The organism is Marivivens sp. JLT3646, assembly GCF_001908835.1.
Classification (GTDB): domain Bacteria; phylum Pseudomonadota; class Alphaproteobacteria; order Rhodobacterales; family Rhodobacteraceae; genus Marivivens; species Marivivens geojensis.
In genome coordinates this window covers 279,252-294,972 of record NZ_CP018572.1, presented here as the reverse complement: position 1 = coordinate 294,972, position 15,721 = coordinate 279,252, and the positions used below count along the sequence as shown (strand labels likewise).

Here is a 15,721-nt window from a genome sequence, read left to right as displayed (position 1 = left end):
ATCCATGACTTGTTTTTGTCCACTTATAGTGCACACACTGGAGCATAAGGATTAGCATCGACTTATGTCTGCAACCGTCCATCGCACCATGTGTAGGAGATGAATTCTGATGACCCCTGTCATGGAGAAAGTGGACCGAATTCTCATTCGCTTTGGCTATGATAAGCCAACGAGACTGGGTTTTTTTCTATTCTTAGGTTGGAGTTCTTTGGTAGGCCGACCAGAAGAGACACATGACAACATCATTAAGCGGCTCAACCTCTACCCTCACTGCGATATTAACAATGAATATCGGGGGTTATTGGAGCAAATCGACTTTGCGAGAGTTCACAATATTTACGATGAACTTGTATGGCGTCTCGACACAGACATAACGGCGAGAAACATATCAAACATCGAAGGCGTTGAACTTTCAGAGTTCAATTTCAAAAACTACCATCTATTAGACGATGACGACCAGAAAATCGTGAAGCTAGGGGACAGTGAATATCTGTTTTCTGAGGCCATGAGACAGTTCGGACTTGTCATGGAGGCGGCCGAATTTGGACCGGTTCAAGCGTTCAAGTCTGGAATGTGCCTCGCAAATATACGTTGCCAGTATGATGTGGAGGCCAGTCGCTGGAGTGTTGCGCATATCCGGAAAAAACTGCCGCTGATATTTCACGCAGCAGATTTCATATCATACAACCCAGACGCTTATGGCGAAGGATACCTTGCGACACAGATACCGTTGCAAGTCTTTCTAAATGGCACTCCCAGCGAGTTTGGGCAGCTGTGCTGGTATTATCAGTCTTGGATCCTCTTCAAAGACCAGCTTCCTATCCCCGGAGTTGAAGCGATGCCGATCTACGATTTCATGAACTGGTGTTATGATCGAGCCAAAGCATTCTTCCAAGCGTTCTACGATAAAATTATCGAAGTAACGGCGACTTACGAGAATACTTCGTTGTTTCCCGCCTTCAAAAGTGACGTTGATGAGCGACCACTTATTATTAAGGCTCTCAACGAACATTACGGAGATTTTGATGCAGATCGCACAACATCAGATCCTATCGTGCGAGCACTGATCATCTTTGGTTATTTTTGCTCACTTTGCGAAACAACGGTTGCGCAAGCAGGCTTGAGGCCCATCCAATGAAACATCTCTTCATCTCACTTTTTTCAATATTTTTTGCGACGTCACAGGTTCTAGCGGCTTCAATCCCTCCAGAAGATCAACTTGCCATTGATGCAATCACTGCTGAATTCCAAAAGCAGTGTGATGCAGAGCAAGGGCATTTCCGTGATATCGACGCCGATATGAACGCTCCACTCCGGGGCGAGTTAACATTGGGTGAGAGCAAAATATATCAAATCCCGATTACAACAGACGGAAAACTCGCAACCGTTTTGGTACCTGAGTTCCGCTGCACAAATATCGGCTACGCTTGGTGCGGAACAGGAGGATGCGGCTTCTTTATTATCGTCGATGGCATCCCATACCGAAAGTGGGTGAGCCATGAGCCTCGCTCGATTACGATCCCCACATACACAGACGAAGAAGTGGTCATCATATACCCTCAACACGGTGGATCGTGCGACACAGCTTCTGACCAAAGTTTATCGGGGTCAGATTCTTGTTATTCGCTTTTCATGTGGAATGAACGCCTTTCGACTTTTATCTCGCCAGACGGTTCCATTCAGGAATGGTATCCGGATATGCCATGACAATGATGACGACCTCGAAGCCTGATGCATTGCCTGTTGATCCTCGCTTAAAGGATTTTCATAGCGAAAGAACAAAGCTCGCCAACGGTTACGACCGCAACGGCTTACTGACTATGTCCGATGCCGAGTTTGAACGACATCACGGGTTCATCCAGTGGGCATTTCCAACGCCCGAAAAATCATACCATAATTTCAGTGCGCCACTGCTCGACCTTGGAAGTGCCGTGTGGCTGTCACAAGACCTCAAAACACAAGAATTCTTAGAACAAATGTCGGTAAGATTTCTGACATTTCTAAAGAATACCGACGCTTGGAAAGCACGCTACAACCATAACCACCTCAGAATAACTCGCATTCTTCATAGCTTGCGGATCCTTCACAGTCTTGAATTGTCTAATTGGGTTCACGGCCAGGTTCGTGACCTTGCAGGCCAAAGTTACGACCTCATGGAGAAAGCGAGAGGATTTTGGGATCATCAGATTTCGTCTCGGAATGACAAAATTGCAGGGACACTAATTGGCCTCGCTATTGGTGATGCCCTGGGTGCACCTGTTGAGTTTTCGCCACGAGGCTCTTTCCCGTTAGTTACATGCTATCGAGAAGGCGGAAGATTTAACCTTCCCGCCGGGGCGTGGACTGATGATACCGCTATGGCACTTTGCCTCGCCGACAGTCTCATTGAGACTGAAGCATTTGATGCTGCCGACCTGCTTACCAAGTTCTGCAATTGGGCCGAGTTCGGTCACAACTCAAGCACCGGCATCGCCGTTGGTATCGGACAGAATACGTTGCGTACCCTCGGTGATTACCGCAGACACGGTAGGTTAGAAGCTGAAGCCTTTGGTGCGAAGTCGGATGGAAACGGCTCATTGATGAGACTGTCACCGGCTGCTTCCATCGCATGCGATGATGAAATCAATTCGATCTCGCTTGCCGCTCAACAGTCGAAAACCACCCATGCGTCGCCCATCGCTGAAGAATGTTGTAAGTTTACAGCCTCGCTCCTCTGCAAAATCTTAAACGGTCAGACTTATCACGGCGCAAAGTCTGAGGCTCTGCAGGCAGAATGGTCATACGATTTGCGGGAAGCGATAGACGTTGACCTGGCCCAGGTTGATGAAAGCCTTATCCGCTCTGGAGGTTTTGTTCTGGACACATTGCGTGCCGCTTTGTGGTCCATTGAGAATAGCAAAACGTTCGAAGAAGCTGTCTTACGGGCCGTTAACTTGGGAGACGACGCTGACACGACAGGTGCCGTTACGGGTCAAATTGCAGGGGCGATGTTTGGCTATTCTGGTGTTCCTGAGCCACTGAAGACCGGCCTAGTAGACGAACGCAGGATCTATGTAACCTCACAACTCTTATGTCCAAGCTATGCTCCCCGCCATAACAGAGCATTACAATAGATGCCGTTCATCATTGTCATCGCAATCATTGCTTGGGCTGTGATTGGAAGCCCCCTCAAAGATATCGCAAATATCCTATGGAAAACTGAAGCCGCTCCATGGGAAACAGTAGACGCTTATTATTATCCTGACCGTTACCGGTTAGGTCGCTACGTTTTCTTGGAAGACTTGCAAACTGTCGATGACTGCCGAGCTTGGGTCTCCTCACAAGCACGTCTCTACAGTGATCCCAGTATTGTCAGAGGGGATTATTTGTGCGGGATCCAAAAGCTCGAAACATGGAACGGATTGTCCGTCTATCGCATGACCGTAAAATAATGCGCCACGTCCTTTGTCATAGAAAGGCCAAGGGATCTGTCTCAGTTTTATACTTTCGTAGAGGTACTCGGATTACAAACCACCCTCTAGCATCAGAGTCACTTAAAAAAACGGACAGATTAATCACCTCGGAGTTCATCATGGGTCCAAGATCTTTAGCCTTTATTTCTGTCTCTTCCATCAGCTTACTCGCTTGCACACCAACAATAGAAAATATCTCAAACACGCCCGAGCAAGCGCCTGCTGTAAAAACTCTTCCGACCTTTAGTTTTGTGGCCAAAGAAGGTGGAACTCACAACCTTAGGCTCGTGCCTTTTCAAAACTCCAAAGTTCAAAACGATTTCTGGTGGAACCTTGCGCCCTTCCAAGGCGACTTTAATGGCGATGGTTTCTTAGACGCCTTGTACGTTGGCACAATGAAAGCAGAGTATACGGTTATCGCTGAAAACACCGGGGGCATCTGTGGCGGTGGTCCCTGCCAGGGTGAACTAGCTCAGCCAATTCTCTTCTTGGGGCGAGCAGATGGATCCTTACGAGATGCCAGCAACCTCCTTGTAGATAATAGGCCCACCTCAGGACACTCATCCGCACGGCAAGTTCTTGTTGCCGACTTTAATGAAGACGGCCGAGACGACTTTTTTATCGCTGACCATGGCGTCGGAACCCATAACGGATTCAGAGATAGCTATTTTTTAAGCCACCCCAACGGTAGCTGGGTCGAGAGTTCTAACACTCACCTCAGCCAAGACAATTATGTCATCTTTGACCACGGAAGCACGGCAGGCGATATCGACAATGATGGTGATATTGACATCGTGAATACCAACCTCGACGGATCTCTCACATGCTGGATGAACCAAGGTTCAGGGCACATGACGAAGCGCAGCTGTGGGAATATCTTTGCCTTTGCTATTGAACTTGCGGATATGAATGGCGATGGGGCGCTCGATATCGTGCACGCAGCACATGAATTCGAGGGAGGACCGAACTCCGCAACTGGTATAAGTTATAATAACGGCCGAGGAAGCTTTGGACGCACGAAACGTCTCGCAGAAATCCCAGAATGGGGAACAGTGCCTGAGCTTTCGGTAGCAGACCTTGATGGTGATGGAGACCAGGACATTGTCCTCTCAAGGTCCCGTGAACTCTATGTTGGCACGGCTATCGAGATCAAAGAAAACCTTGGTAATGGGCAATTTGGGTCTCAGCTCTTTGTGCTATTTGATGGCCCCGAAGGGTATCGTCCAGTTTCAGAAGGCAATGAATGGAATAACTTCGTTCAAGCAATCCGTTTTCTGGACCAAGATAACGATGCAGACTTAGATATCCTGCTGATCGCCAATGAAACAGGAAACTCTGGGAATAAAGTTGCAGGAGCTATCTTGAGAAACGAAGGAGGCTTTACCTTCTCACACCTACCTTACGGAGCACCCGGCAACCAAGTTAAGCGGATTTCATCGGGGGCGTTTATTCGCTGACATCTCTGAAGTTTCTGCAGCAGGTTCGGTTCCGTTTTTTGATTAATAGAGACGGAACCGATAAATGAGACCTTGCTGTGTCCGAATATAGTGAAGGTCTGCATTCCAATCCCGACGAGCCAACTCCATCCCTGATCGATTGTTCCGAAGATCCTTCACTCGACGAATGTGGTTGAATACCGCACCAAATCTTTTGCGGCTCCCTGGCTCACCCCATCGATAATCATATTGAATACCTGCGGGCATGTATCTCTGGAAGTCACCGAAGAGCGCATAGTTTAAAACCTTTGTGCGCTCATCTAATCCGAGACCTTTTGCGCCTACAGTGTAGCCCATTATTTTTAGAGGAGAAACCTCATCAAAACTGGCAAAATCGATCCCTCCACCCCGATGATGGTAGGAGTTTCTATACTTAGATCGAGACGACTGCTTTTTTGAAAAAAGCCTACTCACGTCCTGCTTCGTCAGAGGCAGCTCTTCAATGATGTGCTTTTTGCGAACTTCCTCGGCTAATACATTACTCCGAAAGTTCAGGAAGCCAATGACCCCGAGAATGAGAAAAATTATTATAAATATAAAATAATCAGGCATTAATTTCTTCTTTTTGATTATTAATTTTGAAGATTATAGCGTTAATCGCTCACCCCAATCTAGTTCAAGCAACCCTGATAATTTCGTTCTAGGCATTCAGTCGCCTGTTCTCTTGCTCTTTCCACAGCTTCTGCAGGTAGCGAAGCGACAAGGTTCTCAATTGCACCTTCAACACCCGTTCCACCAGATGCTTGCGAAAGAAAGTAGAGCTTCAGAGCAACGTTCAGGTTTTTCTCAAACCCGTCACCATTTGCGTGCATTTGTCCAAGATTACTCAGCGCCATGGGATCTCCACGCTCAGCGGCAAACTGATACCAGTGCTTTGTTTTTTCCAAGTCACGAGGCACTCCTCGCCCATTGAAGTAAAGCGCTCCTAAATTGACCGCAGCTTCTAATACGCCCAGCTCAGCAGCTTTTTCATACCAGTAGGCCGCAGCGCCTAAATCCATAGGAACAGATTGAGCTTTGTCGTACATTACACCGATATTGAAATATCCTCGTGGATTACCACCTTCAGCGGCTCTTCGATTATACAACAGTGCTTTGTTGCCGTCGGATCCAACACGGGAGTCCTGTGAATATAACACAGCTAAGGTTAGCAAAGCATTTGAAACACCTTGTTCGGCGGCTTTCTCCAGGTATTCCAATCCACGTGATATATCTTCAGGAAAATAATCGCCAAAGGCATACATCATCCCGACATCATGTTGTGCCGGCGGATATCCTGCATCGGCAGTATAAGTCAGGATTTCGAGACCCCGCTCCAAGTTTTGATCAAAAAATTGACCCTTAATAAAGAACCATGCCATCGAATGTTGAGCGGGGATGTAACCTAGCTTGGCGCTATCTTGGATGAGTGTCACAGCTTGATTGATATCCCTCTCGACCCCTTGTCCAAACATATACATATCAGACAGCAGCATCATCGCTTGCGGGTCATTCTGAGCCACTCGCACGAGTAATATCGAGGTTGCTCTATCCACATCACCGGCACGCAGTGCTTGATAAGCATCTAAAGTGGTCTCCTGTGCCATCGATGGACCTCCCAAAATAAGGAAAGCTGTTGTTAACACAGCCCGTAACGCTTCTGAAAGAGGCCTATTCATAGATGCAAACCCCAGCCTCTCGATAGCCCATTTCACTATCGCACTCATCTGAAAATAAGAGATCAAAGACCCCAAAGGCGACAAAAACAACAATCAAAAGTAGCAAGGTCGCTTGCGACAGAAATTGCAAAATACGCATTTGAAATCACTCACATCCATCAGGCCGAGTAGCAGAATATTCTCTTGACTCAAGGTCTTCACAACCTTTTCCTGGCTCTCAGTATGAGAAGATAGATCGTCGAGGTCTATGACATTCAACATGCAGAGCACATTCAATGTAAAAGAGCTACGATGGGTAATTTCTACGGTGGCAGTACAGTAATCCAGGGTGGGAGGTTTCCTTCCTACGACCCTGCTGACAACAGTGCTGAGCATACCCGTAGCAAAAAAGCCAAACTAACTGAGAAACCCGCAACACCTCCAACCCAGCAGAAAAGTAGACGAATTAAAAGATCTCCCGACATTAACGAGATTGCTCGAAAAAACTTTCTGAACCTTATTATCGACCAAATGTTGGCTGGACGAGTTCACATTAAGATACCTCGCAACCTCTCCAAACAACTTGCAGACGCTATCACAACAGCCAAGGGACCGATTGCTTGGGCAGAAAACCAAGTTGAATATGAGGCCTTAACGGCTCAAAAACTCAAAAAACTAAAGCGCAAAGAGCGCCGCAGGTCAGCTGAAGCAATGGGGTTCTCTGAAAGAACCTCGACGAAAAAAGAACCACCAGCTGTAGTCGTGAAACCAAAAAAACACGAACTCACAGAAGATGACGTTTACGAGGCTAAGCGCTTCAACCTAATGAGGTCACTCGTTGATCAGATGATTGCTCGGAACGGCAATATTACAATTCCGATACTCGATAGCCGACTACTCAATGAGATTAAGGCAGCAGGAAGCCCTCTACAGTGGCTACAAAACCAGCCTGACTACAGGACATTCTTCAAAGCCCGTTATCTCGCAACACATTCCAAGAGCGTACCACCTGCGAGAGAGAAATCAAAACCACTCAAGAAGAAAGCAAAAAAACAAAAGAAGCCAAAAGACGGCGTACTTGCTGAGGGCAAGACCAAAGGGAGCCAACCCAAGAAGAAACGGGTCAAGCACTATTATGACCCCTACGAGAAGCCGTCACGACCTGTGACCCCTCTTAGTGACGCCCCTGTCAGCTACATCCTTAAACAGCTGGACAAAGCAGCTGAAGAGCCATTCAATCCCCGCAAAATCGATTGGGATGTAACTTAAGTACTTTTGATCACACACACTAAACTTCGTCTAATATTGTGAAAGATAATACGAATTCTCCCTAAAGCTAAAGAATCACATCCTTTTTCATTTTTAAAATTTCACATTACAACAGTTAGTATCGATGTAAAAGCGAATGAAAATTTTAACTCTAGATTTACCAAATCATGGCAGACTTTCTGATATAGATAGATTTATCTAATATGGAGAATTTAAGTGAATAATGAAAGTTGTAGCTGCTTTGATCGAGAATTTAGCTCATTGCACATAATAAAATATGCGAACAATCGCCTTGCGCATCTAGCACAGCTAAAACAAGGAGAAGCTTCTGAAGCACCACACTGTGACTTAGAAAAAATGAACCGTGAGCAAGAATTTCTAGAAAGTATAATCTCTTACATGCAGATAAAAAACATTGACCTTGAGGTAGCGCCAGATGATGAGATTAACGAATATGTTGAAGACCTCAGAGCAGAATATGAAAAGCTCATAAAACAATACTCACTATCACAAGACAGGATAAGCTTTATAAAATCAAGAATGATGCACTGTGAACAAGAAATAAAAAGAATAGAAGTGTGGTCATTGGGGCGCAGTTGAGATGGTATAAGCTTAAATTTGGTATCATTCTCTATGAAGGCGTTCCCAATCCTTCAACCGCTCATCATATTCGTCGTAAGAAATCAGCCCTGATAAGAACTTGAACCCCAACAAGTCATCCGGCGTGACTTCATTGAACATGCTGAACTTCAAAAAGTCGATACGATAATAAAGTCTCTTGAAGTCTTCTTGGTCTACAGGCCCATGCTTGGACGCATATGACAGAGCAATACGAACTAAGAGATCTATCAGCTCAAGTGTTCTGTTCCCTTTGAAGGGGCCATCAGCGAAATAATCATCATCATCGATACCAGATAACCGAAACATCAGAGGATCTTCTTCCTCGTCGTCTTCATCGAATTCAAACCCAGCATCGTCATCGTCTGTCAGACTCTTCAGAAACTGATCTACAGCATCCACGTCATCCTTTTCGGATGAGTTATTTTTCTCTGATGGTCGTAAAGTGTCCTCTACTTCAAGGGTCGTATCTTGTGCATTTACGTCCATGCTGTTTTCCGCCTGATTACGCCCTGGTCGTAAAACCAAAATTTCAATGTCATCATCTGACTGCGATTTACGACCTCGTTTCGCAAAGCTGGGGAGATCGAAAAGTTCTTCATCCTCCTCGTCATCATCCCAGCAATTTCTTTCGGGGACTTCTTTATTGAAGAATTCTTTATCTAGCTGTTCAGGGTCGTATCCTCCAAGGGCATGCAGCATGTTTGTCATTACTTTTGTCTCCATATTTTTATCCTTTAACTTAATTTTAACCAACGGTTACAAAGTGATTTAGTGGGGGTAGATTTCAAAAAAGTTAAAGGTCTCAGAAAGGCAAAATACGACCACCCCAAAGTTGGCAGTATTTAAGCAAGCCGTTCATTTCACGACTGCAACCATTTGGTTTTGTCTGAATGAAACTTGTTGGGGAAATCCCGCAAACCCCTTTTTAAAAATAAATTGGAGAAAATTATGGAAGAAAAGAAAAAGCTTAGAGATATAAAAATTCGGGTCACGGAAGAAGAATATGAAGAAATCCGTCAGCGAAAAGATGAACACGGGTTGTCATTCACTGACTATGCTCGCTTTACTATGATTGGGCCCGAAGCAGCACACAAGTTCCCTGACAGAAAAGCACTGGCTGCCATGTTGGGAGAGCTCGGCAAAATTGGCTCAAACGTCAATCAGATCGCACGAGCATATAATTTGAGCCCGATGACAGCGCACCTGCCTGAGAAAGATTTTCAGCGGATTCAGCAGAACATCCAAGCTGTTCGTGACTACATAGCAAAGGCTGTGAAGCTGTGATCCTGAAACAAACTAGAGTGCAGGTTGGCGGTTCTGCCAGCTTGTTGACGCACATCACCAATGAGGCAGACAATGATCTCGTTACCATCCTACACGGGAATGACAGCGCCCCCAGGGATGGGGACATCATCGCACGCATGAATAACCGCAAATACGGCAACAGACACATTGTCATCAGCCCTCAGTTCGCACTCACAGATGAACAGCTAAATTTCGTTCTTGCGCTGATTTTTGATGAGTTGGATCCACAGGGCGGCATCGGTGATGATCACTTACTGATACAGCATAATAAGCGTCGCCACGATGGGCTGCATGATGCGCCTCATTATCATCTGGTTATCAACGAGAGCACCACTGCAGGTCATCAGCTCAATCAGCAGATGATGTATCTCAAGAACGAGAAAATCGCCCGTCTTTGTGAGCTCGAATTTGGGCATCCGCTGACGAAAGGTAAGCACAACAAAGCAGTTGTGAAGCATCTCGAAGAAAACGGCTATCTTGCAGAAGCAGATGCCTTGCGTGACCTCACTAATGGGTCACCAGCTTTAGCTGCATTCAGCAGCAAGCAGCTCAGAAGAGCAGAGCGCATGAAAGTAGACCTGCCGGGGATCTACTACCAAATACGAGATATTTCAGACCCTGAGCAGCTGGCAGAAGCGCTAGCAAACATCGAGGAAGAGCACGAAGTCACTGTCCGATTAGGCGACACACGCAAGGTGCTCATCATCGAAAAAGAAGGCCAGATTATTGCTGACCTTAGAAAAATATTCAAAAATAAGGATTTAAATCATGAATACATCAACAAACATATCACGAAACACAGAACTGAACGATGCAGAGTTCAAGATAATGGTCAGCGAGATGCTGAGCAGAATTTTAGACAATCTGATAGACTTGAACAGTCCGGACGACACGCCACCAGAAGAGCATCCGTTCAACAAGCTCGTGGAGGCGATAGCAGAGCTGGAGACTTCTCACGTGGATACACACAGAGAAATCGTCAATCATATGGTCAAGTATCAAGAGTTGCTGCAAGCTATCACAGACGACAGCTTCAAGACGAAAGAGTCAGTGTTCCATCTCGCCACAGCAATGCGAGAATTCTCAGACAAGCTCGAAAAGTTCACGAACACCAAGTCGACGTGAATTTTGATAGGGTTGTTCAGGGCTACAGGGATACGGTGAACCTCGTGTTTGCCATCCCACCGCTAGACCACCCTGAACTGTTTAGAATTTTGGCAGAACAGAACCGATATCTGGGGATCCACCAAACATAAGGAAAGGCGGGCATTGCCCGCCTTTATCATCTCACAACGTTCACTTCCGGCTTCTTTCGCCCTGCGTAGAAGCCTCTTACGAATACTTCTTTGCCAAGCTCTCGATAGTATCGCCAGTGCGCTTGCCGATAGTGAAATGCTTTGGTGCCACCCGTCCCAGTGAAACCATAAGCTCGGCGCTTTTCACGTACTGAATTGCGATAGTTTTGAGCATCCGCCTGATCACAGATGTATGTGTAATAGTTTTGCGCTTCGTAGCGACCGTTCGGCCCTTTTACATAGTCACAGTCTGAAATCCGTGCACGCCGCTGCGCTTCCTTGGCGTCCGGTTTCTCCAGAATAATAGAAGACACTACCGCCGCTGCATCCACCAAAAAGTCTAACCGGTCTTCCTGTTCAGATTCTTCAATATCGTAGTAAGTCAGAGTGATTTTGTTGTCCCGTGACTTAAGAACACTGTAGTTGAGCTGAAAATCACTCATGAATTTTTTGAATGCCAAACAGGTCATAGACTTCGTCAAAATAGCCCTGTCCAGTGCATAAACTCGAACTTCCGGACAGCTTCCGATGTTAGGCACGAAGTGCATGAACATTTCAAAATAAGGCTGCTCAATGACCTGAGCACTAAATGCCGCACAGGCATCAAAGTCGAGCTCTTGGAGGTTTCTTTCAAACACTGGGTCAGTTGGGTTCTGCCAAGTCTCAAGCATTTGACCCTCTAACGCCTTGGCTCCAATCAAAAACCGTTCTGAATCCGCAACCGTAAAAATGAGTTTTAGGAACAGATCATAGCCTGCCTGTTCATTGACGGTGAGCTTATTCTTCCACCGCCGGTAGGATTTCTTCACAATGCGCCCAGCTTCTTTAAGTTCTTCATAGCTACTTTTTGTCATTTAAAATATTCTCCATATCTATAAATCAACCTAATAATTAAATACTTTTAAAATGTCAATAAATAATTCTTTAAATGTATAAAAATATTTGCTATATGGTTTTCCACAAGGAAAGCAGGCATATGAATAAAGAAACTTATAAAGAAAAGGCGCTTAAGCAGTTAAAAGTAATGCAAGAAGTTGGCGTAAGTCACTTTAAGACTCAGTTGGTCTTTGGTGCCATACCCGCAGATGCAAAGCGGGAACCCAAGTCCACGAAGACTATGCCGCCTAAAGTTTTATCGCTGGATGAGGTCGAAAAGCACTTAGGATTTTGGTGGGCACGTAACATGGAAGGTTTCAATGTCTTCATTGCTCCAGCCCCACAAAAAGATGGTAGCTATTCCCCGTTGGTGTTTGTAGATGACATCTCACAGCAAACATTGCAGCAGATGACAGCAGATAACTGTTTGCCAGCTATCCTCCTTGAAAGCTCACCAGGCAACATGCAGGGCTGGGTTCAACTTGATGCTGATAGATTATCTGCATCCGATATTCTGAACGCACAGAGATATCTTTCCAGCAAATATGGGCTGGATTCTGGAGCACACGGAGCAACGCAAAATGGACGCTTGGCAGGCTACCGCAATGTTAAGTCTTCATATGCACATCAGAAGATTTACGCAAAGCTTGTTCATGCTTACGAGAACCCTGTAACACTCAACATCACCGAAATCTCGAACTACCAGAAATCGACACAGTTCGAGAATGTTCGAGTTCGAAATCTAAACTTCGAGAAATGTTCGAGAACTTCCAACTTAGACTTGGTTTCGATTTATTCGACCGTGCAGAGTTCGGGAAGAACAAGTCAGTCTGAAATCGACTGGCACTTCTGTTTTCATGCTTTCCGTCATGGATATGATGTGATGCAGGTCACACAAGGCATCATGCAGTTTTCACCAGACATCTCGGAACGCAAAGGAAGCACAGAAGGAGCCGAACAGTATGCTTTCTACACAGCTCAGAAAGCCTTTGTTGAGTTCCATAAACACCATAAATCTTATAGATGACCCACGATAGCCGTCAGGCTAAAAACATCACCAGAACAAGTTTCCCGGAAACCTGAACACAGCAAGTATCCCCAAGGGAAAACATTACCAATTCAATCCCCCCCTCCTCAGGGAGGAGGAGCGTGTTAGAATAACCTCCGTCACTCTTCAGAGTGATGTTATTCATAGTAAATATCTTATTACGGATTTTCAGAAGTGTATCAAAACCCCAATTTTTATTGACTTTTTTGGGGTTTTGTCAGTGTCTCAGCGTGAACGATATGTCTGACATCGTGAACGATATGTCGAAATCACGCTACTTTCGCCCGTCTTGCTTCGATTTCGATCCATTTATTCGGATCTACTTTATCAAGATGCATGATTGAAACCGCACGATTGCCTGTGAGGTCTTCAAACACAGCCCAGCCCGCTTGGTCTAGCTCATGCACTGCTGGACGGATTAGCTGCACTCGTTTGCGGGCCACTGTGAGCGTCTCTGACGGACCAAAGGCTATCTCAGCAAGCTTGGCCAGTCTGTAGGGCACAGGGAACGCTTGTGAGGGCCTTATCCGAGCAGACAGAACCGCATGGAGTACTTGTCCAGCTGCGCTACCGATACTCTTGAGCATTTTCAGGTCGATTTTCACATATTGGCCACCGAGAACCGCACTGCTGATGTGAGGTGATAGCACGATAGCAACTTGCTTACCGGTAGGATCCACAGCAAAATTTAGCAATCGTTGAAAAGCTACGGTTTTTCCGGTTTCTGGCTCAGTCACAGAGATCAATATCTCTGAAAGTTGCTGCAAGCGTGCCAGCACGGTCTTCTTGTTGCTCGTTGTCTTTGCGGACCCGCATGCAGCAACCAGCTCGAGAATACTACCGAACGACAACAGACATTTTCCGTGCTCTGAGCTACCCTGAAGTGCAAGTCCTTGGTGAATGTGTTGAAGGCTTTCTGACCCACCATCCTTAGGCACCGTTTTCTTCTGCATGCCCGCCAAACCCAAAAGGGTAAGAAAGACACGAAGACCAATTTCATCGATGTGATGCCCTGCATATCGATATGTCAGGCCACCATGCTCCTTTGTTCCATCCAGTGTGGGCTTCGCCCCCTTTGGAAGGGAACGAAACAAGCCTGTGTTCATGGTTACGGGATCCACTAAAGCGAAGTCCGGCAAGGTTACCATGGGATATCCCCCACATCTGGATCTTCACCACCCTTACGGCGTTTTTTGGTTCGACCGCCATTCGTGGATCTCGGCGGCACTTGCCCCGTCAGCACACCATTTTCATCACGTGAGAGCCAAATATCGGTAGTGTTGGCAATGTGATTACATTTGACGAGATCGAGTTTTACCCATGATTTTCGGCTATCTAGATCAACTTCATAGTTTGCAAGTTCAGCTTCTGACATGACAGCCATGTTGGCCTGCCATCTTGCGTTATCAGACCACGCAGAACTACCACGAATGCCTTGTGCTGTGCTGTTACCGTTCAGTACGCTGCTCTTGTTTGCGTGATGCAGGATGAGCGTTGCGCAGCCGACTTTTCTGTTCAACTGTTCCAGCTGATGTAAAACCTTGGACGCTACTGCGGAACAGCTCTCGTTCAGACCACCAAGGGCACGGTTCAGTGTATCAATGACCAAAAGAACTGGCTTCCGCACTTCGATATATTTTTCGAGCTCAATAAAGGCCCGGCTGGGCAACAAACCGTCAGCCATTGTCAGCGAAAAGCCACGACCTGATGCATCAAACACATCAAAATTTTGCTCGATGTTCGCTTTGTCTTCATCTGTCAGATACTCACGCAAAGCATAGAGCCGATGATGAAGCACTGCCCCACCGTCTTCAAGCGACAGGAAGCATACTGGCCCTTTTTTGAACTCTTGCCCAGAAAACAGCCCAAAGACATCACGTCCCGCTGCAATCGAGATGCAGAATTCAAGAGCCAAGAAGGATTTGCCTACGGAACCCGGGGCAACCAGCAGGCCTACTGTGCCAGCCAGTAATCCCGGCAACACAAAATCGAGCTCCTTCGGTTTGGTTCCAATTACATTCGAGACATCAAGTCTCCAATCTCTAAAATTATAACTCATTTAAATACTCCATATTAAAAGTTATGAAGTATCTATATCATATTAATTTAATAAATCAATAATAAATATTAATTAAGTGTTATTTATTTTTATTTACTATAATTATTAATTACTTACAAAAGACCAGAAGTCACTTTCTCTCAAGCTTTGCAAGCTCGGGTGCAATAAGTGGGTGCTTGATGCTAAACTTATCGAATTTAATCTCTTTAACGTCCTCCAAATAGCTGACGAGCCAACCTGGAACCCTTCCAGCACCACCCCAGGTTTCACTTTGGTTGTTAGGGTTCACATAAACTTTGCCCTTTTTGTTGCTGGCCGCTTTGTTTGATTTTCCTAAAGAAGGGGCAACGCCAAGTTGCTCCAAGACTTCTTCCAAAGAAAAATTACTTTTCTTGATTGCAGCAGAAATGTCAGCTGCGAGCTTCGCAAGCTCGTCATCTTTTTTCTTCTGAAGAATTTTCTGGGCTTCTTCGATGTGCTTAGCAAGCTCATCGGGCTGCATTTCACTAATGTCTTTTGTCATGTACCCTCACCTTTCTTAAATTTTAGCATCGATTTAAACATATCCTTCAAGACTACCTTTAATCAACTGATAAACCAAGCTGCACTCCCCTAGACATGGAGCCAAGGTACTCGCCATGTAAACCGGCCCCCCAGACTGAG

General features: G+C 45.8%; 17 protein-coding genes. 10 read left to right on the top strand and 7 right to left on the bottom strand.

Annotated elements, in window-relative coordinates:
- Positions 1-109: 109 nt before the first annotated feature.
- From BSK21_RS01555 to BSK21_RS01535, 5 genes are all read left to right on the top strand, one after another.
- Positions 110-1,138: a hypothetical protein gene (locus tag BSK21_RS01555; RefSeq protein WP_067550384.1), complete on the top strand. Its 1,029-nt coding sequence runs from the start codon at positions 110-112 to the stop codon at positions 1,136-1,138.
- Entirely contained in the window at positions 1,135-1,707 is a 573-nt protein-coding gene (locus tag BSK21_RS01550; protein WP_067550386.1) for a hypothetical protein, read from the top strand. The genes BSK21_RS01555 and BSK21_RS01550 overlap by 4 nt, the downstream gene beginning before the upstream one ends.
- Positions 1,704-3,113: an ADP-ribosylglycohydrolase family protein gene (locus BSK21_RS15760; protein ID WP_197498181.1), complete on the top strand. Its 1,410-nt coding sequence runs from the start codon at positions 1,704-1,706 to the stop codon at positions 3,111-3,113. The genes BSK21_RS01550 and BSK21_RS15760 overlap by 4 nt, the downstream gene beginning before the upstream one ends.
- Entirely contained in the window at positions 3,114-3,431 is a 318-nt protein-coding gene (locus BSK21_RS15815) for a hypothetical protein (protein ID WP_067550388.1), read from the top strand.
- Positions 3,432-3,571: 140 nt separating this feature from the next.
- Entirely contained in the window at positions 3,572-4,909 is a 1,338-nt protein-coding gene (locus tag BSK21_RS01535) for a VCBS repeat-containing protein (protein WP_067550390.1), read from the top strand.
- 42 nt (positions 4,910-4,951) lie between these two features.
- On the opposite strand, the gene BSK21_RS01530 is transcribed toward BSK21_RS01535, so the two are convergent.
- Both BSK21_RS01530 and BSK21_RS01525 read right to left on the bottom strand, forming a co-directional pair.
- Positions 4,952-5,500, bottom strand: coding sequence for a hypothetical protein (locus BSK21_RS01530; protein WP_067550392.1), 549 nt, complete (start codon positions 5,498-5,500; stop codon positions 4,952-4,954).
- Between the two features lie 59 nt (positions 5,501-5,559).
- Complete coding sequence (locus BSK21_RS01525) at positions 5,560-6,534, bottom strand: tetratricopeptide repeat protein (protein ID WP_074038940.1); 975 nt, start codon at positions 6,532-6,534, stop codon at positions 5,560-5,562.
- Positions 6,535-6,897: 363 nt separating this feature from the next.
- On the opposite strand from BSK21_RS01525, the gene BSK21_RS01520 reads away from it, so the two are divergent.
- Both BSK21_RS01520 and BSK21_RS15810 read left to right on the top strand, forming a co-directional pair.
- Entirely contained in the window at positions 6,898-7,854 is a 957-nt protein-coding gene (locus tag BSK21_RS01520; RefSeq protein ID WP_067550398.1) for a hypothetical protein, read from the top strand.
- A gap of 216 nt (positions 7,855-8,070) precedes the next feature.
- Positions 8,071-8,454, top strand: coding sequence for a hypothetical protein (locus tag BSK21_RS15810; protein ID WP_156529583.1), 384 nt, complete (start codon positions 8,071-8,073; stop codon positions 8,452-8,454).
- Positions 8,455-8,478: 24 nt separating this feature from the next.
- Here the strand turns inward: BSK21_RS15810 and BSK21_RS01510 are convergent, their stop codons facing one another.
- A complete protein-coding gene (locus BSK21_RS01510) occupies positions 8,479-9,198 on the bottom strand; it encodes a hypothetical protein (RefSeq protein WP_067550402.1) in 720 nt (239 codons plus the stop codon).
- A gap of 225 nt (positions 9,199-9,423) precedes the next feature.
- Between BSK21_RS01510 and mobC the strand changes: the two genes are divergently transcribed.
- Both mobC and BSK21_RS01500 read left to right on the top strand, forming a co-directional pair.
- Entirely contained in the window at positions 9,424-9,759 is a 336-nt protein-coding gene (gene mobC, locus BSK21_RS01505) for a plasmid mobilization relaxosome protein MobC (RefSeq protein WP_156529584.1), read from the top strand.
- On the top strand, positions 9,756-11,036 hold the full coding sequence (locus BSK21_RS01500; RefSeq protein WP_067550406.1) for a hypothetical protein: 1,281 nt from the start codon (positions 9,756-9,758) through the stop codon (positions 11,034-11,036). The genes mobC and BSK21_RS01500 overlap by 4 nt, the downstream gene beginning before the upstream one ends.
- A 26-nt stretch (positions 11,037-11,062) precedes the next feature.
- On the opposite strand, the gene BSK21_RS01495 is transcribed toward BSK21_RS01500, so the two are convergent.
- The gene (locus tag BSK21_RS01495) at positions 11,063-11,929 is read right to left on the bottom strand and encodes a hypothetical protein (RefSeq protein ID WP_067550408.1); all 867 of its coding nucleotides are present in this window, start codon (positions 11,927-11,929) and stop codon (positions 11,063-11,065) included.
- A gap of 122 nt (positions 11,930-12,051) precedes the next feature.
- Between BSK21_RS01495 and BSK21_RS01490 the strand changes: the two genes are divergently transcribed.
- Positions 12,052-12,978 carry a DNA-primase RepB domain-containing protein gene (locus tag BSK21_RS01490; protein WP_067550410.1) on the top strand — a complete coding sequence of 309 codons (927 nt, stop codon included), beginning with the start codon at positions 12,052-12,054 and terminating at the stop codon, positions 12,976-12,978.
- 290 nt (positions 12,979-13,268) lie between these two features.
- On the opposite strand, the gene repC is transcribed toward BSK21_RS01490, so the two are convergent.
- The 3 genes from repC to BSK21_RS01475 all read right to left on the bottom strand — a co-directional run bounded on the left by repC (position 13,269) and on the right by BSK21_RS01475 (position 15,581).
- Positions 13,269-14,147 carry a replication protein C, IncQ-type gene (gene repC / locus BSK21_RS01485; protein WP_067550412.1) on the bottom strand — a complete coding sequence of 293 codons (879 nt, stop codon included), beginning with the start codon at positions 14,145-14,147 and terminating at the stop codon, positions 13,269-13,271.
- Entirely contained in the window at positions 14,141-15,058 is a 918-nt protein-coding gene (locus tag BSK21_RS01480; protein WP_074038939.1) for a helicase RepA family protein, read from the bottom strand. Before BSK21_RS01480 ends, repC begins: the two co-directional genes overlap by 7 nt.
- Positions 15,059-15,188: 130 nt before the next feature.
- Entirely contained in the window at positions 15,189-15,581 is a 393-nt protein-coding gene (locus tag BSK21_RS01475) for an H-NS family nucleoid-associated regulatory protein (RefSeq protein WP_067550416.1), read from the bottom strand.
- Positions 15,582-15,721: the final 140 nt, after the last annotated feature.